A 21,409-nucleotide genomic window follows, 5' to 3' on the forward strand; every position below is an offset into this window, starting at 1 on the left:
GATTCTGACACAAGAAATCTATTAAAAAAGATAATCTTTAAGGAGGCTATAGTATGAAAAAACCTTACCTAGTTGTAGAGTGGAATGATAGTGAAACAGATGCACAAGGGTGGTTAGTGGTACATAACTTTGTCAAAGGGTATGCTGGTGGTGGGACAAGAATGCATCCAACAGTGACAAGGGAAGAAGTTGAACGTTTGGCAGAGGCAATGGCTTATAAATATATGGCTTCAGAAAGTGTCACTACAGGTGGATGTAAAGCTGGTATTGCTTATGATTATAAAGCCCCTGATGCGTATGACGTATTAAGAAGATTTTTGATTGCGATGATGCCATATGTAGAAGCAGGAGTATCTTTAGGAAGTGATTTAGGTACGAAATATGAGGATGTATTAAGAGTATTTGATGAATTTAATATAGGAATACCTTTAACAAAATCGATGAAGGAAGATGTAAGTGTTCAAAATGGAATAAAAGATTTTAATAATCTGCTAGCTTCTAAAATAGATTGTTTCCTTCTAAATGATGCTGTAACAGGCTACGGTGTTGCTTTTTGTGCAGATGAAGCATGGAAATTTAAAGGTGAAAATAAAGTAGCGAAAGTAGTTATTCAAGGATTTGGTTGTGTAGGAGCAAGTTGTGCGTTGAAATTATCACAGTTAGGCTATAAAATTGTCGGCATTTCCGATGCAAATTTATTAGTAACATGTGAAGATGGGTTAGATATTCAGAAATTAATTGACCACAAAAACACACATGGAGAAATGAATCGAGAGTTTTTTGAATCGAACTATTCGGTAAGAAGCAACTCTGAATGGCTTGATGTAGATTGTGACATCTTGATTCCGGCAGCTTTAGAGGATGTAATTAATGTATCAAATGCTAGTAAAGTAAAGGCAAGTTTAATTGTAGAGGCTGCAAATATTCCAATCTCGGCTGAGGGGGATCAGATCATCAAACAAAGAGGTATCGATGTGGTTAATGATTTTGTAGCGAACTTAGGTGCAATTAGATTTTATGACGCCGTTATTTTTGGATTAGTGAAACCTGAACCTCAGATAGTTATCGATGATATTGAAAGATTAAGCAGAAAGAATACCTTTAATTTATTTACAGAAGCTAAAAAACAAAAACGATATCAAAGAGATATTGCTTGCGAACTTTTTGAGCCTACAGTTAGAGATTTGATTGAGTGTTAAAATAAGTTAAAAATACTAAAGCCCACAAAGAATAAAAATTTCTTTGTGGGTTTTTTACATTTATAGGCTATTTCGACAGCCCCTTTTATGTATGAACTAGTTTAATAGATTCTAATAGCAAATTTTTTGTATGAGTTAAAAATGACACTTTTGAGTGGATTTTAATTTCATTTTTCACTAATTAGATCCGTAAATACAGCCTACATTTAATAATAATAAGAATTTTGAAGTTGGCATGGGTTTTGCATTATGAAAAGTATAACGAAAATGGAGGGCTAATATACCTTAAATTTTCTATATACATGCAATAACAAAAATACATTGGTAACCATTTTAATTGCCCAGTGGAAGTTAGAAAATACGAAAGAAAATCAATGAAGAGGTGATCAAATTGCCGGGGGCATTACATGGTATCAAAATTATTGATTTAACAAGAGTACTAGCGGGTCCCTTTTGTACGATGATCCTTGGGGATCTTGGGGCCGAGGTAATCAAAATTGAAAGTATTAGTGGTGGGGATGAAACACGAGGATGGGGGCCTCCTTTTGTAGAAGGAGAAAGTGCATATTATTTATGTGCTAATCGAAACAAGCAAGGGATTACTTTAAATTTGAAGGATAATAAGGGGAAAGAGGTTTTAAAAAAACTTATTTCTGAAGCTGATGTTGTTGTTCAGAACTTTAAACCTGGAACTTTAGAAAAACTAGGTTTTTCCTATGAAGAAATGAAAAAGATGAAAGAAGATATTATTCTTGCATCAATTAGTGGATTTGGTAGCAAAGGACCTAATTCTTCACTTCCTGGATATGATTATATCATTCAGGCGATGTCTGGTTTAATGAGCATTACCGGAGAGAAGGATGGCGAGCCAACAAAAGTGGGAGTTGCTATTTCAGACGTATTAACGGGGTTATTTACATGTATTGGAATTCTTGCTTCATTACAACATCGTAATCGTACAGGGGAAGGACAAGAAATTGACATCTCACTATTTGACTCGCAATTGGTTGCATTAGTAAATGTGGCTAGTAATTATTTATGTAGTGGTGTAATACCTGAGCGATTAGGAAATCATCATCCTAATATTGTTCCATATCAAGTTTTTTCAGCAAGTGATGGTGAAATGGTGATCGCAGTTGGTAATGATCATCAATTTAATCGATTTGCTTTACTTATGGAAGAACCGATTTTATTAGATGAATTATATAGGACTAATGCTAGTCGATTGCAGTATCGAAAACAAATTGAGGAAATCATCTCAAATAAAATCAAAACTAAAAGTAAAAATGAGTGGAAAGTTCGTTTAGATAAAATTGGTATTCCAAATGGACCGATTTATAACGTCAGTGAAGCCCTGCAGTCTGACCAAGCTAGTTCAAGGGATATGGTGCTAGAAGTAAAACATCCATTCATAAATGATCTGAAGTTAGTTGGTTCACCATTAAAATTATCAAAAACACCAGTTGAAGTAGTAAGACATCCTCCATTACATGGAGAACATACTGAAGAAGTAATGAGTAAACTTGGTTATTCACAATTAGAAATAGAGGAAATGAAACGAAATAATACAATTTGAGGAGGAAATAAAATGAATTTTTCATTAACAGAAGAGCAAAAAAGTGTACGAAAGGTAGTTAGATCGTTTGTGGATCGTGAAATTATACCATTTATTAAGGAATGGGATGAAAAAGGACATTTTGAAGTAAATATTCTAAAACGACTTTCCGAATTGGAATTAATGGGTGTATGTATTCCGGAACAATATGGTGGAGTTGGAATGGACTATAATACTTTAGCAATCATATGTGAGGAACTAGAGCGTGGAGATACAGCTTTCCGTACGGCTGTTTCAGTACATACGGGATTAAATAGCATGACATTATTACAGTGGGGAACTGAAGAACAAAAGAAAAAGTATCTCGTTCCTCAAGCGCGAGGGAAGAAAATTGGTGCATTTGGGTTAACAGAGCCAAATGCAGGATCTGATGTAGTAGCAATGGCGACAACAGCAGTAAAGGATGGTGATAGTTATATCTTAAACGGATCAAAAACATGGATCTCTTTATGTGATGTAGCTGATCATTTCTTAATCTTTGCAAAAACAAATCATGACCTAAAGCACCACGGAATTTCTTGCTTTATCGTAGAACGTACTTTTGAAGGGGTTACTACAAAACCAATTAAAGGAAAAATGGGAATTAGAGCTGGAAACACTGGAGAAGTATTTTTAGATGATGTCAGAGTACCAACTGAGAACCTATTAGGATTCGAAGGTGAAGGGTTTAAAATTGCAATGGCAGCGCTTGATAATGGAAGGTTTACAGTTGCAGCTGGTGCTTGTGGATTAATTCAGGCATCACTTGAAGCAAGCGTAAAATATTGTCATGAGCGAAAAACCTTTGGTAAAGAAATCGGGAAACATCAATTAGTGCAACAAATGATCGCTAAAATGTCTTCAAATCTTGAAATCTCCCGTCTACTAGTCTATAAAGCTGGCTGGTTAAAAAATAGTGGAAAACGCAACACTAGAGAAACATCACTAGCCAAATGGATTTCTTGTAATGCAGCAAATGAGGCAGCTAATGATGCTGTACAAATTCATGGGGCATATGGATTTTCAAATGAGTTTCCAGTAGAACGTTATTTAAGAAATTCAAAAGCACCAGTCATTTATGAAGGAACGAGAGAGGTTCATACAATTATGCAGGCTGAATATGACCTAGGTTATAGGGAAGATAAAGTTTTAAGAAAAATGCTTCCAGCTTGGCCATTCGAAGAGGTTAACGTAGAAACAGTTAAATCTTAATGAAAAATAGGAGTAGAAAATAGATTGCTAGTGTTTCAATATAAACGCATAGGAGAAGGGAGTGTTTTGTAATGAAAATTTGCGGTGGAAAAGCAGTAGTCAATGTTATGGCCAAGGAAGGGGTAAATAAAGTTTTTTGTGTACCTGGTGAGAGTTATCTAGGCGTTATGGATGCGTTATATGAACATCCGGAAATTAGCTTGATATCAGCTCGACATGAAGGTGGAGCTTCATTTATGGCGGAAGGTTATGCAAAAGCATCGGGAGAAGTAGGTGTTTGTATGGCAACTCGTGGTGTTGGTGCTTCAAACTTGGCGATTGGAATTCATACTGCCAGCCAAGATTCCACTCCGTTAGTTGCACTTATTGGACAAGTAGAGCGTCCTTTTAAAGAAAAGGAAGCATTTCAAGAGGTCAATCTTGTAGGGATGTTTAGCCATTTGTGCAAATGGACAGTGGAGATTGATCAAGTAGAACGAATCCCAGAGCTTTTACATCGGGCATTTCATATTGCTCGTTCAGGTCGTCCTGGTCCTGTGTTAGTAGCATTACCTCATGACATGCTAGAAGATACAGCTGAAATGGTAGAAATCCCAGTCTATCAGTCTCAGCCGGCTCGTCCACATAAAGAGAGTGTTCAGCAAGTAGTCGAAATGATTCAAAATGCCAAACGGCCGATTCTTATAGCTGGTGGGGGAGTCATTCGTTCACAAGCTGTTCCTTTATTAGTTAAATTTGCTGAAACAGTACAAATCCCTGTTGTTTCTGCATTCCGTCGTTTCGATGCGTTTCCAAATTCACATCCTTGTTATGCGGGCTGGCTAGGCTTTGGAACACCAAAGTATTTACTTGAAGCGATTGACAATGCAGACTTAGTGATTGCACTAGGTACAAGGTTTTCCCAAGTAGGAACGCAAGATTATTCATTGCTTTCAGGCAAAGGAAAACTGATTCACATTGATATTTCAGAGGATGTATTCGGAAAAGTTTATGCTCCTTCTTTGGCTGTTACAGCTGATGTGAAAGCTTTTTTAGTGGAAGCATTATCAATTGCTTTATCTACGCCATTAAATTCAGATGAAATGCGAGTAGAAAAGCTTCATAACGAATACATGAACTTTTCAAAGACGAAGGAAGATTATACGGATGAATATGTAGATCTGGATGGCTTTATGTATGATATCGTCTCGCATCTCCCAAAAGATACGATTATTACGAATGATGCAGGGAACTTCTTTGGATGGCTTTCTCGATATTATCGCTTTGAGCATGAAAATACATATGTCGGACCAACATCTGGAGCGATGGGGTATGGGCTGCCAGCTGCTATTGGTGCAAAACTCGCACAGCCGCATAAAACAGTTGTTTCCTTCTCAGGAGATGGGGGCTTCATGATGACGCTTCAGGAAATCGAAACAGCCGTACGATACAACATTCCTGTCATTTCAATTGTGGTCAACAACAATATGTATGGAACAATTCGAACACATCAAGAAAAGCATTTTCCAGATCGAGTAATCGGTACGGAGCTTTCTAACCCAAACTTTGCAGAGCTTGCGAGTTTATTTGGAGCATACGGTCAGAAGGTCGAAAAAAATACTGATTTTGCGCCGGCACTTAAGAGGGCATTATCATCGGGACGTCCATCTATTATCGAAGTTGTAACAAACCCGAAGATTTTATCTGCTGGTCAAGATAAGTCAAAAATGAATTTATCCTATAGTAAATAATTAATGAAAAAATCTAATTGGGGGAAATGATATGCGTTATGCAAACTATATTAATGGCGAATGGAAACAGCCTACGTTAGGTGAATATCGGGAAAATTACAGTCCTCATAATGGAGAGTCATTAGGAGAATTTCCTTCAAGTACAGAAGAGGATACACGACAAGCTATTCTTGCAGCGAAAACGGCCTTTTTATCATGGAAGAAACTTTCATACCAACAACGAGCTGTTTACCTTCAAAAAGCAGCAGATTTATTAAAAGCAAAGGTCCATGAAGTAGGACGTGATTTAACACTAGAAGAAGGGAAAACACTTGCTGAGGGTATTGGAGAAACACAGCGTGCGATCAGTATCCTTGAATATTTTGCAGGAGAAGCAAGACAGCCAGTCGGAGAAGTGATTCCTTCTGGTAATACAAATACATTTTTATATACAACTCGAATGCCAATTGGGCCAATTGGATTGATTACGCCTTGGAATTTTCCTATTGCAATTCCTGTATGGAAAATGGCTCCTGCATTAGTTTACGGAAATACGGTAGTGATTAAACCAGCGGATTTGACTCCAAAATCTGTTTATCATGTGATAAAAGCGCTTGATGAGGCTGGTATTCCACCAGGCGTTGTAAACTGTGTATTTGGTAGAGGTTCTGTCGTTGGAACAGAATTGGTAGAACATCCTTATATTAAAGCAATCTCATTTACAGGATCTAATCAGGTTGGAAATCAGATTCAGCAAAAGGCTACAGCAAAAGGAAAGAAAGTACAAATGGAATTAGGTGGGAAGAATCCACTAATCGTGCTTGCTGATGCAGATTTAGAAAAAGCAGTTGAAATTGCCGTGAGCGGTGCTTTCAAATCTACTGGTCAAAAGTGTACAGCAACGAGTAGGGTCATTGTGGAAGAAGCAATTTATGAAGTATTCCGTGACCGACTTGTAGAACGGTCAAAATCATTAAAAGTTGGAAATCCACTTCATGATGATACATTTATCGGTCCAGCTGTTTCTCAATCACAACTTGATGGTGTGCTAGCCATGATTGAAGCTGGAAAGGACGAGGCAACTCTATTATGCGGTGGAGAAATTCCTGCTGATAAAGAACTAATAAATGGTTTCTATGTACAACCTACAATCTTTGAAAATGTCTCCTCAGATGCTCGTATTGCCCGAGAAGAAATATTCGGACCTGTAGTAGCGCTTTTTAAAGTGAAAAACTATGAGGAAGCAGTAGAGATGGCTAATGATACTGAATATGGTTTAAGTGCAGCGATTTGTACAAACAATTTTACAATCGCACAGCGTTTTGTTGAAGACATTGAAGTTGGTCTTGTACATGTAAATAATGAAACAGCAGGTTCAGAGCCACAAGTACCTTTTGGCGGCTGCAAAAGTTCAAGTACAGGATCCCGCGAACAAGGTAAGACGGCAATAGATTTTTATACACAAGTCAAAACGGTTTATATGGATCGATTGTAATCTGTCAGGTTAAAAGAGGCTGCCTTATAAGTCAGGGGAACTGACTTATGGGCGCTTTTTTTGTGAAACTAAAGATTTTATTTGAGTACCTTGTAGCATTATTGATAAATCGTCTATATGATGGATGCTACTTACTCATGAACCCTTTATAAGGAAGTTATTTATAGCATTTAGCATTTATACTTCCTCAAGGATCTTCACTGCAAAAATACCCGACGATTTATCGGGTATTTTTTAATTTAAACATTTATTTATAAAAGTCTAAATCACTGCAATATTTACGAACTAATCTAGCCGCTTTTGACTGGCTGATTTCTAAATCATCTGCTACTTTTCTTGTATTCCTATATTTTGTATAAGAATTTATTACTATGTTTTTCTCAACTTCTTCTAGAGAAGCTAAAAGTGAGCAATCACTTATTACTTCATCGACCGGATTCTCTTTTTTATTTTCTATTAATAAATCAGTCAAGTCTTGCACTTTTATGAAGCCATCACTTGTGACGACGAGGCTTTCAAGCATATTTTCTAACTGTCGAATATTCCCAGGCCATGAATAGTTATAAAAAGTATTCAAAGCTTCTTCAGAAATGATCGTGTTCATTTGGTGTTTTCTATTAAACTCGGAAAGAAAATGGTAGGTTAGTGGAATGATGTCTTCTTTTCTTTCGCGTAGTGGTGGGATTTTTAAATTTACTACATGAAGTCGATAATATAAGTCTTCTCTAAATTCCTTATTCTGTACCATTTCATATAAGTTTCGATTAGTAGCAGAAAGGATGCGAATATTTACTTTTTTTGGTTGTTTGCCTCCAACAGGCATAAATTCAAATTCTTGAATCACTTTTAAAAGCTTTGCTTGGACCTTAGGTGATATATCACCAATCTCATCTAAAAATACCGTTCCCCCGTCTGCAAGCTCTAAAAGTCCTTGTTTGCCACCTTTTGTTGCTCCAGTAAATGCGCCATCTTTGTATCCGAAAAGTTCTGATTCTAGTAGCTCTTCTGGAATCGTTGCACAGTTTAAAGATAAAAAAGGAGCTTTATTTCGGCTGCTTTTTTGATGGATATATTTTGCAATTACTCCTTTTCCTGTGCCGGATTCTCCTTGGATTAATACGGTTGCATCTACTTTAGCAACCTTTTCACAAATCTTAACAATATTACTCATTTCCTTGTTATTCGTAATAATATTATTTTTATAATTTTCGGCTTGAGTTGCTTCATTTATTTCTTGCTCATCGGGTATGTATAAGTCTTTATAGCTTGCATCTTGTGAAGTGGTGATAATCAGCTCAATTTCTTGCTGATCATTTAGTAAAGGAATGGCTGTTGTGATGATTTCCTTTCCAACATAACTTATTTGTTTCATGATGACCGTTTTCTTTTCTTTAAATAAACGTGGGAGAATAAGAGGCTTCCAATATTCTTTTGAAATTAATTCATCGTTTGATTTTCCTACTACATCTTTAAGTTTAATACCATAATGTCTTTCACAGGCCTTGTTAATGTATACGATACGAGCATCTTTATCAAGTACATAAAATTCATTAGGAGAATTGTCTAATATTTTTTGTAGAATCTCATTACTGAACTCTAGTTTTAGCTTGTCATTTGTAGTTTTTGGCAAAACGTAACCCCCTCTAATAACATTTTGAATCTCGCAAAATAGTAAGTTGAGTTAAAATTGACTGAATTGAGTAAATTATAAGATAATAATTTAGATTTGGAAATAGATAAATAGTGTTATCTCCTATGGTAAAGCGAAAACTAAAATTGGCATAAATCTTGCTTAAGTTAATAAATAAAGGATGGAATTTCGTTTCAAATGAAATCCAAATAAAAGGAGGAATCATTATTATGTCTACAAAGGGAACAACGCAAACTTTACAAACTTCTTTGCCGTATAAAACATATGTCAGCCAAGAGGTATTCGATATCGAAAGAAAAAAGATCTTTAGTAAAAATTGGATCTTTGTAGGTCATACTAGTCAAGTTAAAAACGTCGGTGATTTTTTTACTTTTGAGGTTGCTGGTGAATCTATTTTAGTTACGCATGCTAATGATGGTAAAATACGCGCGTTTTATAATATTTGCCCACATCGCGGTACAAAAGTAGAGCAAAGTGAAACAGGAAATAAAAAGATCCTACAATGTATTTATCATGGTTGGACCTTTAATTTAGATGGGCATGTAAATAGAGCACCAAACTTTAAAAATATTGACCTAGGGGAATATAACTGCTTAAAGTCGGTCCAATTAGAAATTCAGCGCTCTATGATTTTTGTAAACTTGGATCGAAAAGCTAAGGCGTTTTCTGTTGAATTTGAAGAGTTAATAAATGAACTAAACCGTTATTCTTTCCTGGATTCATTACAATTAGTAAAAGAAAACCGTCGTTTGATTAAAGCAAATTGGAAAGCTGTAGTTGATAATTTCTTAGAGTGCGATCATTGTCCAGTTGCGCATCCTTCATTCTCTAAAACATTTGATTTATCGAATTATAGCATTGTTCCTTGTGATAAATTCTCTTACCAGTGTTCAAATGTAAAAAACCAAGATGATAGCTTAACACGTTTCTATTGGATATGGCCAAATATGATGATGAGTGTATTTCCTGGGGGCGGAAATATGACGACAACACAACTAATTCCTATTGATGCCAACCAAACGCTAGCAGTCTATCGCTATTTCTTTATTAATGAAGAAATTTCGAAAGAAGAAGAGGAAATGATTAAATTTGTTGATCAAGTCCGCGAAGAGGATTTTGATCTAGTAGAATTATTGCAAACAGGTTTACATTCTAAAGCATTTGAAAATGGTATATTTTCTCCAACTGAGAACGCGATGCAACACTTTCATGAAATGATTAAAGAAGCGATCGACTTATCATCTAGTTAATGGAGAAGGGAAAAAAAGACTATGATTTAATAAGCTAAGTATTTAAATTAATAAAAAATTAGATAGTACATACTTAGCTTTTCTTTTTTATTTTCTGTTTTGAAAACGCTTAAATTTTATCATTTCCTATTAATCTAGAAGTAAAAAAGGAGGGAATCAAATGAAAAAACTACTGTATGTATTAAGTGCGATTCCAGCTATTGGTTCACTCTCAGTTATTAATAAGGTTGAACCATTTGTTCTTGGAATGCCATTTGTTTTATTTTGGACGATATTATGGGTTTTTCTTACAGCAATATTTTTATTAATAGTGAATAATCTTGATCCTGCTAATAAAGGGGGCGATGAATAGTGAATTCAGCTTTAATTGTAATTCTTGGCTTCCTAGCTTTATCAATATGGTTAGGCTTACAAGCACGTAAGGGTAAAGAGATGACTTTTGAGCAGTGGTCAATTGGTGGACGGGGTTTTGGTTCTCTTTTTGTTTTTCTATTGCTAGCAGGAGAAATGTTTACGACATTTACTTTTATGGGGGCATCAGGAAGTGCCTACTCTTTTGGAATGCCAGCAGTGTATGCATTTAATGCTTTCTATTTTATTATCGCTTATTGGCTGTTACCTCCTGTTTGGAAGTATGCAAAAGAAAATAATGTTGTATCACAGGCTGATTTTTATACGAAAAAGTATAATAGTTCAGCACTTGGCGTTCTTGTTTCAGTTATTAGCATCATTTCAATTATTCCGTATTTAACGATGCAGTTAAAAGGGTTAGGGATTATTGTTTCTGAGGCTTCTTATGGGAAAATCCCTCAGAGTATTGCTATTACGATTGCTGTTTTTACGATAGCCATTTATGTAACAGTTTCGGGTATTCATGGTTCAGCTTGGACGGCTGTTATTAAAGACTTTCTAATTTTATTTGTTGTGATCTTCTTAGGAATCTATTTTCCTGTACATTATTATGGTGGTTTTCAGCCGATGTTTGAGGCAATCCAAACTGCTAAACCCGACTTATTGATATTTCCAGAGAAAGGTTTAAGTGTTTCTTGGTTTATTACAACTAGTATCATGTTAGCACTTTCCTTCTATATGTTTCCTCATATGCTTATGGGAGTTTTTTCTTCAAAGAGTGCAAAAGCTCTTCGCCTTAATGCTGCATTTATGCCAATCTATCAAATTATTATTGTCTTTTCTTTATTTGTTGGATTTGCTGCTATTTTAAAAGCTCCTACTTTAAAAGGAGGAGAAGTGGATTTAGCTTTATTTAAACTTGCAAAGATATCATTTGATCCTTGGTTTGTAGGAATCATTGGTGCCTCGGGCGCTTTGGCTGCACTCATACCAAGTTCATTAGTTTTAACATCTGCAACTACAATCTTAACTAAGAATGTATATAAGGTTATGAAACCTAATACAACAGATGATCAACTTATAAAATTAACCCGACTTCTAGTTCCAATCATTGCACTAGTGACACTTTATTTTACTTTAAATGGTGGCGATACAATTATGACACTGTATATTATGGCGTATAGCTTTATGGCACAATTGTTTCCAGCACTGTATTTTAGTCTTTGGAAAAAGAATCCAGTAACAGTTCAAGGAGCGTCTGCTGGAATTATCATTGGTGTTGCAGCCGTCACTTATTCCACAACAACTGGTACAACATTAGCAACTCTGTTTCCATCGTTTCCTCATGTCATCCAAGATATTGATGTTGGTTTAGTTGTAATGGTTATTAATTTTACTGTAACGCTAGTAGTAAGTAGAGTTACAAGAAAACCTAAAATGATCGTTGAAAAGAACGATCGGATGATTACGAACTTCCGAGAAAATGTATAGGAGAAAGGAAGTGGTTCAATTATGACAGACTTTAAACACCTATTTTCAAAAGTGACGATTGGAAATACTGAACTGAAAAATAGAATTCTATCAACAGCACATCAAACGAATTATGTAGCAAATGGCATTCCTACTCCTGAAATGACTGCCTATCATGTTGCACGTGCAAAGGGTGGGGCTGGACTAATTATTCTTGAAGCAGCTGCAGTTCACACATCAGGTATGCTTACTTCACATACGATCGCAGGATTTGATGAAAAAGTAGTACCTGCTTATGCAGAAATTGCAAAACAACTTCATCAATATGGCACGAAAGTTTTTAGTCAATTATTTCACGGAGGTAGAGAAGTTGTATCAAGCGATTATCGTAATGCTGCTTGGGCACCGTCTTCTGAACCAAGTTTTCGATTTGGAATAATGCCGAGACCGATGAACATTGATGAAATTAAAGACGTCATAGAGGGATATGCTTATTCAGCTTTATTAGCTAAAAAAGCTGGTCTTGACGGAGTAGAAGTTTGTTGCTCCCATGGTTATTTACCAGCTCAATTTTGGTCTAGCCATACGAACTATCGCACAGATGAATACGGTGGTACCTTTGAGAACCGGATGCGTTTTATCGTAGAAATAGTACAACGTATTTGGGGAAAAGTGGGAGAAGATTTTACCGTAGGAATTCGAATGAGTGCAGATGAAATGACAATGGATGGCACGAATGTAACAGATGCGGTGCAAATCGTCGAGCATTTAGTTGAAAACGTTAGAGTAGATTTTATAAATGTAACATCTGGTGACTCAAGTACATATGCAGGTTCGACTCATATCGTTCCACCTTCTCCAATCAAACATTCATATAATGCGCCACATTCATTTAAAATTCGGATGGCAGGTGCAGTTCCAGTTTTTGTTGGCTCGCGAATCATAGACCCTATGGAAGCAAATCGAATCGTTGGGTCAGGAAAAGCAGATGTTGTTGGTATGACGCGAGCTTTAATCGTTGATCCTGAATTACCGAATAAAGCAATGAGAGGGGATCTACAGTCAATTGATGCATGTTTAGGATGTATACAAGCTTGTATAGGTCACTATTCAAAGGGCCTTCCAATTGGATGTGTTCAAAATCCGATGGCTGGTAAAGAAAAAGAATTATTACCGCTTGTCCAAAGTATCAAAATAAAACAAAAAGTGCTTGTCATTGGTGCAGGTCCAGCTGGATTACATGCTGCTTTAACTGCTGATGGTGAAGGACATGAAGTAATATTAGTTGAACAAAGTGATGAGATTGGCGGATTGCTAAGAAAAATGAGAAAGGCTCCTATGCGACATGAAGTAGCTGAAACGATGTTAGATAATTATACAAGAAAGCTATCAAAAAGTAAGATAGACGTCCAGCTTGGAAAGAAAATTACCCTTGAGAAAATACAAGAGATAAAACCAGATGTCATTATTTGTGCAGTAGGGTCTCGACCATACTTTCCACATGTAGAGGGCATCGACGATCCGAGAATCATAACAGTTGATGACCTTTTTGGTGGAAATTCTATCCAGGTTGGAAAGCGGGTATTGGTATTTGATTTAATTGGCGATTGGCCAGGAATAGAGGCAGCTATACATTTGAAGGAGAAAAATCACGATGTTTCCTTGTTTTCTGCTAAGGTTCACATTGGAAAAGAACTACATTCATATCTAGTAAATGAATATCTAAAAAGACTCTATCAATTAAAGGTGGATGTTCGCCCGCATTTTGATTTTGGTGGTATTCATAATAATCAGGTCAAATTGAGAAATCTTTTTACTCATGAGACCGAATTGATTAACGACTGGGATACAATTGTACTTGCAATGGGACGGGTACCTAATTTTGAGCTTTATGAACAAGTGAAGGGTATGGCACCAGTCGTTCGACAAATCGGGGATTGTTTAGCACCTCGTACAATTGAAGAAGCTACTTATGAAGGGTTAACATCGGCTCTTGAACTAGGAATGGTTTCTTCCGAAGTTCATGTATAACTGACATAGATTAAAAAGGAACCTAATCAAAAAGATTAGGTTCTTTTTAGATTGACATCTTGCTAATTTCATCGCATAAAGCAGTTATGAGGAAGTAAAATTCATATTATTGCTAACATACGTCCTCATGAAGCAGTTATGTGGACGTAAACTTCTTAATCAAGCAATAGTCATTTCCTATTTAACAGGCTGTTAAAGATTGCACCTACGTTCAAATTCATTTTTTAATTCATTTATATAGATTTTATCTGCTTCTGAAAGAGGAAGATTTTCATTTCGAACACATCCAACAAAAAGGACGATGAAAAGCTCATAATACCATTTCAAATATTGCTCATCATGAACTACAAACGTTTCATTTTTTAGATCGTCTATAGTTAACTGTTTACATTCAACAAGTATGTGATTTTTGCTTACACAAACAATTATTTTAACTTCTTGAAAACTATCGAAGACCATTTCTTTATTCTTTATTATCAATTCATCATAAATCCAAATTAAACCAAAACGTAATTTATTCTCTTTTACATCGTTTAAAATTTTTAATGAATTTTTTCCGTGCACCCTAATCCTTGACTTTTGATTTTCGGCTTTAATTAGTTTAATTAAATTTACGATATAATGCATTAGTCCAGGAACAGAAGACAATTGTAATCTCCTTTTGTATTTCATTACTGTTTATTGCTAACTGTTTTAATTTTTCAGCATGTGCTAACACATTAAGGGATTTTTCAATTAATTTCTCGCCCTCAGGTGTTGGAATCGTTCATTGACGTAAACGAGTAAAAATTTTAAATCCGAATTCTTCTTCTAAATTATTTATAGCTTGGGAGATTGCCGAAACAGAAATATGTAAGTTCTTCGCTGACATTGATAGTGATTTAGTTTTGGAAACATCAACTATATATGCTAAATGGTCTAAATTCATTTCATTTTTTTGCTCCTTAAGAAATCGTTAACTTTATTTAAGTATAATTAAATATATTTTAACCTATTTTAATTTTATAATAATTTTTGGGGATGTTTTTTTAATGATATCCTAATAAAACATATAAGGGGAATATAAATGGGGAGAAAGAATCGCACAAATTCGAAAGCGTTATCATTTACTCTAGCTTTATCTTTATTAAGTATGTCAGTTGTGAGTACGCCGGTGTATGCAACACCAAAAGAGACTGAACCGGTCAATGTGCTTGCATCTAAGAATAAAGATGAGAAGGATTTAGTAAATTTTCGAATTATGGAAACGACAGATATCCATACAAATTTATTAAACTATGATTACTACAAAGATGCAGCATATGAAAAAGTTGGATTAGCTAAGACTGCTACTTTAGTAAAGGAAGCTCGAAAAGAAGTTCAAAATAATGTTTTAGTCGATAATGGAGATTTAATACAAGGTACTCCACTTGGAACTTATGAATCTAAAATTGACCCATTAAAAAAAGGTGAAGTTCATCCTGTATTTAAAGCAATGAACATAATGGGATATGATATTGCAACTTTAGGTAATCATGAATTTAACTATGGATTAGACTTTTTAAACGAAGCATATAATGATGCTGATTTTCCGTACATTAATGCAAACGTTTACGTAGATGATCACGATAAAAATCCTACTAATGATAAGAACAAATTTAATCCTTATAAAATTATTAATAAAAAAGTGATCGACGAACAGGGTAAGAAACACGTAATAAAAATCGGCTTCATTGGATTTGTTCCTCCACAAATTAGTGAGTGGGACAAAGCAAATCTTGATGGAAAAGTCATCACTAAAAATATAGTAGAAACAGCTAAAAAATTCATTCCTGAAATGAGAGAAGACGGAGCAGACGTAATCGTTGCAATGACTCATTCAGGGTTTAATGTGAATAAAGAAAATACTGAAGACGTTATTTATTCATTAAGTGAAGTACCTGGTATTGATGCAATCACGTTTTCTCATACGCATAAAGTATTTCCAGCAAAATCAGAGGCTACACTTGATGCATTATTTTTAGGGGCAAATAAAAAGCCATTACCGGGTGTAGATAATTCGAAAGGAACAATTAATGGCGTACCTGCCGTTCAAGCAGGTTACGGTGGTGGTTCATTAGGATTAATTGACCTAACACTTAAAAAAGAAAAAGGAAAATGGTCAGTAGTAAATTCCCAGTCTTCAACTAGAGAAGTATGGGCTGATGTAAAGGATCCTGCTACAGGTAAAACAAAGACTGAAAGTACAGTAGCTCCAGATCAAGAAATCGTAAATGCTGTTAAACCAAATCATGATGCAACTGTTAAGTATGTAAATACACCAATTGGAACAACTACGGATGATATTCATAGTTACTTCTCATTGATACAAGATGATCCATCGATTCAAGTTGTTACAAATGCACAAAAATGGTTTATAGAAAAATATATTACTGAAAAGAAACCAGAATATAAAGAATTACCAATTTTATCAGTAGGGGCTCCATTCAAAACTGGCCGTAATGGTGTAGCTGAATATACTGAGATTAAAAAAGGCGATCTTACGATAAGAAGTGCAGGCGATCTTTATCTTTATGATAATACGTTAAAAGCAATTAAAGTAAAAGGTTCTGTTGTGAAAGAATGGATTGAAATGACGGCAGGTAAATACAATCAAATTGATCCAACTAAAACAGAAGAACAAGCCTTATTAAATCCAGCTTTCCCTGTTTATAACTTTGATGTAATTGATGGTGTTAACTATCAAATTGATGTAACAAAACCAGCAAAGTATGATATAAACGGAAATCTAGTTAATAGTAATTCAAGTCGAGTAATTAACTTAACTTATAATGGACAACCAATTGATCTAAATCAAGAATTCATCGTTGTAACAAATAACTATCGTGCTGGTGGCGGTGGTAATTTCCCAAGTGTTAAAGGTAGCGAGCTTGTAGTAGATTCGGCTGATGAAAATCGTCAAATCTTAATGGATTACATTACTGAATCGAAAACAATTACACCAACAGCAGATCATAACTGGTCGATTGCACCAATTAGCGGAAATGTAAATGTAACGTTTACGACTTCACCAAGAGCGGAAGAATTTATCAAGCCTAATAGTAATATTGCGTTTACAAATAAAACGGATCTTGCAGGATTTGGAATTTTTAAATTAGATTTAGGTACAAAAGAAAATATTAAAGTTCAATTATTAGGCTTAAATGATCTTCATGGCCAGCTTGATACTGATACAAAAGTTACTGTTAATGGCCAAGAATTATTAACTGGAAGTATGGAATACACAGCTGCTGCAATGAAACAACATGAAGCAGAAAATCCTAATACATTACTAGTTCACGCTGGTGACATGATTGGTGGAAGCCCACTGATTTCTGCGTTATTCCAAGATGAACCAACAGTTGAAGTGATGGAAGCAATGGGCTTTGACGTTGGAACAGTTGGTAATCACGAGTTTGATGAAGGTATTGCTGAATTAAAGCGTATGATGAATGGTGGAGAACATCCTAAAGGTACAAAAGGGTATGACGGTATGAACTTTCCAGTGGTTGCAGCCAATGCATATGATTCTGCAACAGGAGAATTAATTACTCAACCATACACAATTAAAGAAGTGGGCGGTAAAAAGATTGGTTTCATCGGAGTAGTAACGCAAGAAACTCCTAATATGATTGTTCGAAAAGGAAATGAAACGCTTGAAATTCGTGATGAAGTTGAAGCAATTAACCATTATACGGATATTCTAAAAAAACAAGGGATTAAAGCAATCGTAGTATTAGCACATAACCCTACTCTTCAAACAGGTAAAGCGGATTTATATGATGCAACTGATATTGCTGAAAAAGTTGATGATGAAGTAGATGTTATTTTTGCTGCTCATAATCATGTATTTAATGATAAAGAAGTTGATAATAAATTAATCGTACAAGCTTATTCATATGGTTCTGCATTTTCTGATGTAGATTTAGAATTAGATGCAGTAACAGGTGATATTGTTAAGAAGGAAGCAGAAGTAGTAACAGTTTATCAAAAAGACTATACACCAGACCCGACAGTTTCTGCGATCATGAAAAAATATGAAGATTTAATTATGCCAATTAAAGCTGAGATTGTTGGTGACTCAATGCAAACTTTACCAAAAGGATATCCATCTTCTAATACTTATGGTGATTTTGCACTAGGTAACTTAATTGCAGATGGAATGAAAGCTGCAATGAATGCAGACTTCGCAATGATGAACGGTGGAGGAGTTCGATCACAACTTGAAGCCGGTCAAGTTACATTTGGTGATTTATTCGCAATTCAGCCATTTGGAAATGTCTTAAATAAAGTAATGCTTAGCGGTCAAGACATTGAAACAGTATTAAATAATCAAATTACCGATAAGGGCTTAGATTTCCATATCGCTGGATTTAAGTATACGTGGGATTCATCGACTAAAAAAGTAGTAGACATCCTTTTACCAAATGGTAGTAAAATTGATCCGAACAAAGAATATTCAGTTGTAGTAAACAACTATATGTACGGTAATGTAAAATATGGTATTGGCGAACGTTCTACTGATTTAGAAGTAGGACCAGAAGATCTTCAAGCGACTGTAAATTATGTTAAATCACTTCCAAGACCTTTCAATTATGAAGTAGAAGGAAGAATTAAAAAAGTAAATTAACACATTAAAAACGATGATTTAAATGACGTAACAAAAAAATCTCATTCTGACTATAGAATGAGATTTTTTTATTTAGATTCAATCCACTTGTTAACTTTTTCCCAACTATCATAAGTTAGAAGTATTCGTTTCACAAAAAAAGTAGGATCATTTGGTTTATTCAGTCCATAACGTAAACTGAATATCATTTTATATCCATCATTAATTAAAGTCTGGTCTGTTTGGGGTGTACCATATCCATAGGGATAAGCAAAGTATTGTGGCTGTTCTCCAAAATGTTGTTTATATGTTTTTGTAGCTAGACGTAAATCCTTTTGAAAAACTTTAATGTTTTTAGCTTCAATGAAAGGTGGTTGGCCATTCTTATTGTAATAATGTAGATTGTATGTGTGAGTTCCATAAGTAGCTAATCCAGATTTTTGCATTTCATTGATTTGCTTCCAATTAGCTAAATTAATTCCATTGTAGTCTATATTTCCTACTTGTCCCATAATGAGAAAAATGGTAAATGGAATTCGATACTTTTTTAAAATAGGGTAAGCATTATGATAAACGGATTGATCGACATCGTCAAATGTTAAAAGAACGCATTTTTGCTTATTGGTTAAATGATTTTTGTTCCTCATATATTCATCTAGAAACTTCGGTGTAATGAATTTTACGTGATTTCTTTTTAAAACGTCTATTTGTTTTTCAAAGTCACTTTTATAAATATTATAAGTTGTAAACTCAGGGTCTTTCGTTAGGAAGCGAATAAATTTATCACGATCTGGGCTAATTAGATGGTAATTTAAGACGACACATCCTTGCCCGACTAAATATTTTTGGTTTTCTAATTTGGTAGAATGATGGTTCATAGCAAATTTGTATGTAAAATAGCCGATTATTCCTGTTATTAAGAAAACGAAAATCAATTTTTTCACAATTTAACTCCTTTTTTCATACAGCACTTTAGTACCAAAAGTCATTTTACATTCGTTTAAAGAATTTCAGCTAATAATCGTGTATTTATATATATTTGGTTATCCTATATGTTTTATTCACTTTTCTAGTAAAAAAGTAAGTGTCTCCATCTAGTTCACAAGTACTTTTCTTAAAACTGAATATTCATAATATATTGTCAAAAGTAATTTTGTATATTAATATAAACTATAAGCGAATACATATGCCGTTGCCAATTCTTTCCTCATCGGTTGGAGTTATGTACGGAATACCTGTTTTGCGGGAGGACATAAATTGTATAGTAAAGATACGATCTATCTTATTGGAGATGCAAAGACTTCATCGAATAATCCGATTATGCAGAAGTATAATGCTTTTTTTATTGGTCTGGTAGTCGATCGGACTAGCCATTTAATTATTGATGCAGACTGTTCAGCTACAATATCTTTAACTTCATCCTTTGTGCAGCAACTTTTTGTTGGACAATCAATGTTAGACGTGGATGGGGTAATACAAGAAATTAATACACGTTATTTTGGCTCTTCCCAGAAAGCTCTGGCAGTAGCCTTTAAAAATGCACATATAAAATACTTGCAATTAATTGAATCTTAAACGCTGCTTTATCTATTTTCGTAGATGAAATCCAGCTATTAGCAGGGGGCATCCCTTTCTAATAGCTGGATTTTTTATTTAATACAAGATTTTAAATCAGGAAGTTTACTAGGAACTCAATTTAATCTAATAGGAAAGGACAAAAATGATGATTATTCAATCGATCCAAGTGCAAACAGAAGTTTTCCTTTTAAAAAAACCATTCAAAACGGCTCTTAGGACAGCTACTGAAATAGAGAATATTTTTGTATATGTTCAGCTAGAGGATGGGATTGTTGGAGTAGGCGCTGCAGCACCTACATTGGCTATTACTGGAGAATCAAAGGAAAGTATTGAAGCGATTTTAAAGACTGTCCTTACACCACTACTATTAGGAAGAGATATTCGAAATATGAATGAACTTTCTCTAATGATTGAACGCTCTTGCGTGGCAAATACAAGTGCGAAGGCAGCGATGGAAATTGCACTGTATGATGCATTATGCCAACATCTTAATCTGCCACTCTATCAATATCTTGGAGGACGGACGAATCAATTAAAAAACGATATGACCGTTAGTGTAGGAACAGTAGATGAAATGTGTCATGATGCGATACAAATAATCAAGGACGGCTTTTCTATATTAAAAATCAAAGTCGGAAAAGACTGGACGAGGGATATTGAACGAATTATGGCAATCCGTGAAAAAGTCGGTAATGACGTCACAATCCGAGTTGATGCCAACCAAGGATGGACTCCAAGACAAGCCGTTTTGATTATCCAAGAATTAGAACAGCTAAATTCTAAAATCGAGTTAATTGAGCAACCCGTACATGCAGGTGACATTGATGGACTAAAATTTGTTAAGCAAAACGTCAATACACCAATCATGGCTGATGAAAGTCTTTTTTCTCCGCAAGACGCTTTACGTCTTATTAAAGAGGATGCAGTTGATCTTCTAAATATTAAGTTAATGAAGACAGGGGGAATTAGAAGAGCACTGCAAATTGCAGATCTTGCTGAAAGAGCAAATATTCCTTGCATGATTGGAAGTATGATGGAAACTTCTGTCTCAGTACTTGCGGCAGCACATATCGCTACCGCCCATCCAAATATTCAAAAAATTGATTTAGATGCGCCACTTTGGTTGAAGAATCAAGATTTTGATGGAATCGAGTTTATTGGGGATGAGATTCAGTTATCATCCTTACCTGGTTTAGGGCTTCATCGAAGATTATCCAAAAGTCTTCGTTAAAATAGGGAGAG

16 protein-coding genes are annotated in these 21,409 nt (G+C 35.0%); 12 read left to right on the plus strand and 4 right to left on the minus strand.

Features of this window, described 5'->3' with window-relative positions:
* Positions 1-53: 53 nt before the first annotated feature.
* The 5 genes from V5E38_RS03365 (at position 54) to V5E38_RS03385 (ending at position 7,209) form a co-directional block, all read left to right on the plus strand.
* Positions 54-1,199 (plus strand): Glu/Leu/Phe/Val family dehydrogenase, encoded by a 1,146-nt coding sequence (locus V5E38_RS03365; protein WP_499212203.1) that lies wholly within the window; start codon positions 54-56, stop codon positions 1,197-1,199.
* Positions 1,200-1,590: 391 nt separating this feature from the next.
* Positions 1,591-2,775, plus strand: a complete 1,185-nt coding sequence (locus tag V5E38_RS03370) for a CaiB/BaiF CoA transferase family protein (protein ID WP_499212204.1) — start codon at positions 1,591-1,593, stop codon at positions 2,773-2,775.
* A gap of 12 nt (positions 2,776-2,787) precedes the next feature.
* Positions 2,788-4,005 carry an acyl-CoA dehydrogenase family protein gene (locus V5E38_RS03375; RefSeq protein ID WP_499212205.1) on the plus strand — a complete coding sequence of 406 codons (1,218 nt, stop codon included), beginning with the start codon at positions 2,788-2,790 and terminating at the stop codon, positions 4,003-4,005.
* Between the two features lie 71 nt (positions 4,006-4,076).
* A complete protein-coding gene (locus V5E38_RS03380) occupies positions 4,077-5,735 on the plus strand; it encodes an acetolactate synthase large subunit family protein (RefSeq protein WP_499212206.1) in 1,659 nt (552 codons plus the stop codon).
* Positions 5,736-5,766: 31 nt separating this feature from the next.
* Positions 5,767-7,209, plus strand: a complete 1,443-nt coding sequence (locus tag V5E38_RS03385; protein ID WP_499212207.1) for an aldehyde dehydrogenase family protein — start codon at positions 5,767-5,769, stop codon at positions 7,207-7,209.
* A gap of 247 nt (positions 7,210-7,456) precedes the next feature.
* Here the strand turns inward: V5E38_RS03385 and V5E38_RS03390 are convergent, their stop codons facing one another.
* Entirely contained in the window at positions 7,457-8,839 is a 1,383-nt protein-coding gene (locus V5E38_RS03390) for a sigma-54 interaction domain-containing protein (protein ID WP_499212208.1), read from the minus strand.
* A gap of 230 nt (positions 8,840-9,069) precedes the next feature.
* Here V5E38_RS03390 and V5E38_RS03395 point away from each other — a divergent pair, with 230 nt between their 5' ends.
* The 4 genes from V5E38_RS03395 (at position 9,070) to V5E38_RS03410 (ending at position 13,962) form a co-directional block, all read left to right on the plus strand.
* Positions 9,070-10,110 carry an aromatic ring-hydroxylating oxygenase subunit alpha gene (locus tag V5E38_RS03395; RefSeq protein ID WP_499212209.1) on the plus strand — a complete coding sequence of 347 codons (1,041 nt, stop codon included), beginning with the start codon at positions 9,070-9,072 and terminating at the stop codon, positions 10,108-10,110.
* Between the two features lie 160 nt (positions 10,111-10,270).
* A complete protein-coding gene (locus V5E38_RS03400) occupies positions 10,271-10,462 on the plus strand; it encodes a DUF3311 domain-containing protein (protein ID WP_499212210.1) in 192 nt (63 codons plus the stop codon).
* Positions 10,462-11,952, plus strand: a complete 1,491-nt coding sequence (locus V5E38_RS03405) for a sodium:solute symporter family protein (RefSeq protein ID WP_499212211.1) — start codon at positions 10,462-10,464, stop codon at positions 11,950-11,952. The genes V5E38_RS03400 and V5E38_RS03405 overlap by 1 nt, the downstream gene beginning before the upstream one ends.
* A gap of 21 nt (positions 11,953-11,973) precedes the next feature.
* Positions 11,974-13,962, plus strand: a complete 1,989-nt coding sequence (locus tag V5E38_RS03410) for a beta/alpha barrel domain-containing protein (RefSeq protein ID WP_499212212.1) — start codon at positions 11,974-11,976, stop codon at positions 13,960-13,962.
* A 192-nt stretch (positions 13,963-14,154) separates the two neighbouring features.
* Here the strand turns inward: V5E38_RS03410 and V5E38_RS03415 are convergent, their stop codons facing one another.
* Both V5E38_RS03415 and V5E38_RS03420 read right to left on the minus strand, forming a co-directional pair.
* Positions 14,155-14,610, minus strand: coding sequence for a type 2 periplasmic-binding domain-containing protein (locus V5E38_RS03415; RefSeq protein ID WP_499212213.1), 456 nt, complete (start codon positions 14,608-14,610; stop codon positions 14,155-14,157).
* Positions 14,611-14,728: 118 nt separating this feature from the next.
* Positions 14,729-14,890, minus strand: a complete 162-nt coding sequence (locus V5E38_RS03420; RefSeq protein ID WP_499212214.1) for a LysR family transcriptional regulator — start codon at positions 14,888-14,890, stop codon at positions 14,729-14,731.
* A gap of 138 nt (positions 14,891-15,028) precedes the next feature.
* Between V5E38_RS03420 and V5E38_RS03425 the strand changes: the two genes are divergently transcribed.
* Complete coding sequence (locus V5E38_RS03425; RefSeq protein ID WP_499212215.1) at positions 15,029-18,610, plus strand: bifunctional 2',3'-cyclic-nucleotide 2'-phosphodiesterase/3'-nucleotidase; 3,582 nt, start codon at positions 15,029-15,031, stop codon at positions 18,608-18,610.
* 68 nt (positions 18,611-18,678) lie between these two features.
* Here V5E38_RS03425 and V5E38_RS03430 read toward each other — a convergent pair whose 3' ends face one another.
* Positions 18,679-19,533 carry a polysaccharide deacetylase family protein gene (locus V5E38_RS03430; RefSeq protein ID WP_499212216.1) on the minus strand — a complete coding sequence of 285 codons (855 nt, stop codon included), beginning with the start codon at positions 19,531-19,533 and terminating at the stop codon, positions 18,679-18,681.
* Between the two features lie 313 nt (positions 19,534-19,846).
* Between V5E38_RS03430 and V5E38_RS03435 the strand changes: the two genes are divergently transcribed.
* Together V5E38_RS03435 and V5E38_RS03440 are read left to right on the plus strand one after the other, a co-directional pair.
* Entirely contained in the window at positions 19,847-20,164 is a 318-nt protein-coding gene (locus V5E38_RS03435) for a DUF3870 domain-containing protein (RefSeq protein WP_499212217.1), read from the plus strand.
* Positions 20,165-20,312: 148 nt separating this feature from the next.
* Positions 20,313-21,398, plus strand: coding sequence for a dipeptide epimerase (locus tag V5E38_RS03440; RefSeq protein WP_499213503.1), 1,086 nt, complete (start codon positions 20,313-20,315; stop codon positions 21,396-21,398).
* The last annotated feature ends 11 nt before the right edge of the window (positions 21,399-21,409 follow it).

Origin of the sequence: Rossellomorea sp. GAMAL-10_SWC, from assembly GCF_049568075.1 — a bacterium.
GTDB lineage: Bacteria > Bacillota > Bacilli > Bacillales > Bacillaceae_G > Gottfriedia.

What these genes read in the sequence shown, in the direction of transcription:
- V5E38_RS03365 (WP_499212203.1), top strand. Translation starts at nt 54, where the DNA reads ATGAAAAAACCTTACCTAGTTGTAGAGTGGAATGATAGTGAAACAGAT.
- V5E38_RS03375 (WP_499212205.1), top strand. Translation starts at nt 2,788, where the DNA reads ATGAATTTTTCATTAACAGAAGAGCAAAAAAGTGTACGAAAGGTAGTT.
- V5E38_RS03380 (WP_499212206.1), top strand. Translation starts at nt 4,077, where the DNA reads ATGAAAATTTGCGGTGGAAAAGCAGTAGTCAATGTTATGGCCAAGGAA.
- V5E38_RS03385 (WP_499212207.1), top strand. Translation starts at nt 5,767, where the DNA reads ATGCGTTATGCAAACTATATTAATGGCGAATGGAAACAGCCTACGTTA.
- V5E38_RS03395 (WP_499212209.1), top strand. Translation starts at nt 9,070, where the DNA reads ATGTCTACAAAGGGAACAACGCAAACTTTACAAACTTCTTTGCCGTAT.
- V5E38_RS03400 (WP_499212210.1), top strand. Translation starts at nt 10,271, where the DNA reads ATGAAAAAACTACTGTATGTATTAAGTGCGATTCCAGCTATTGGTTCA.
- V5E38_RS03410 (WP_499212212.1), top strand. Translation starts at nt 11,974, where the DNA reads ATGACAGACTTTAAACACCTATTTTCAAAAGTGACGATTGGAAATACT.
- V5E38_RS03420 (WP_499212214.1), bottom strand. Translation starts at nt 14,890, where the DNA reads ATGAATTTAGACCATTTAGCATATATAGTTGATGTTTCCAAAACTAAA.
- V5E38_RS03425 (WP_499212215.1), top strand. Translation starts at nt 15,029, where the DNA reads ATGGGGAGAAAGAATCGCACAAATTCGAAAGCGTTATCATTTACTCTA.
- V5E38_RS03440 (WP_499213503.1), top strand. Translation starts at nt 20,313, where the DNA reads ATGATTATTCAATCGATCCAAGTGCAAACAGAAGTTTTCCTTTTAAAA.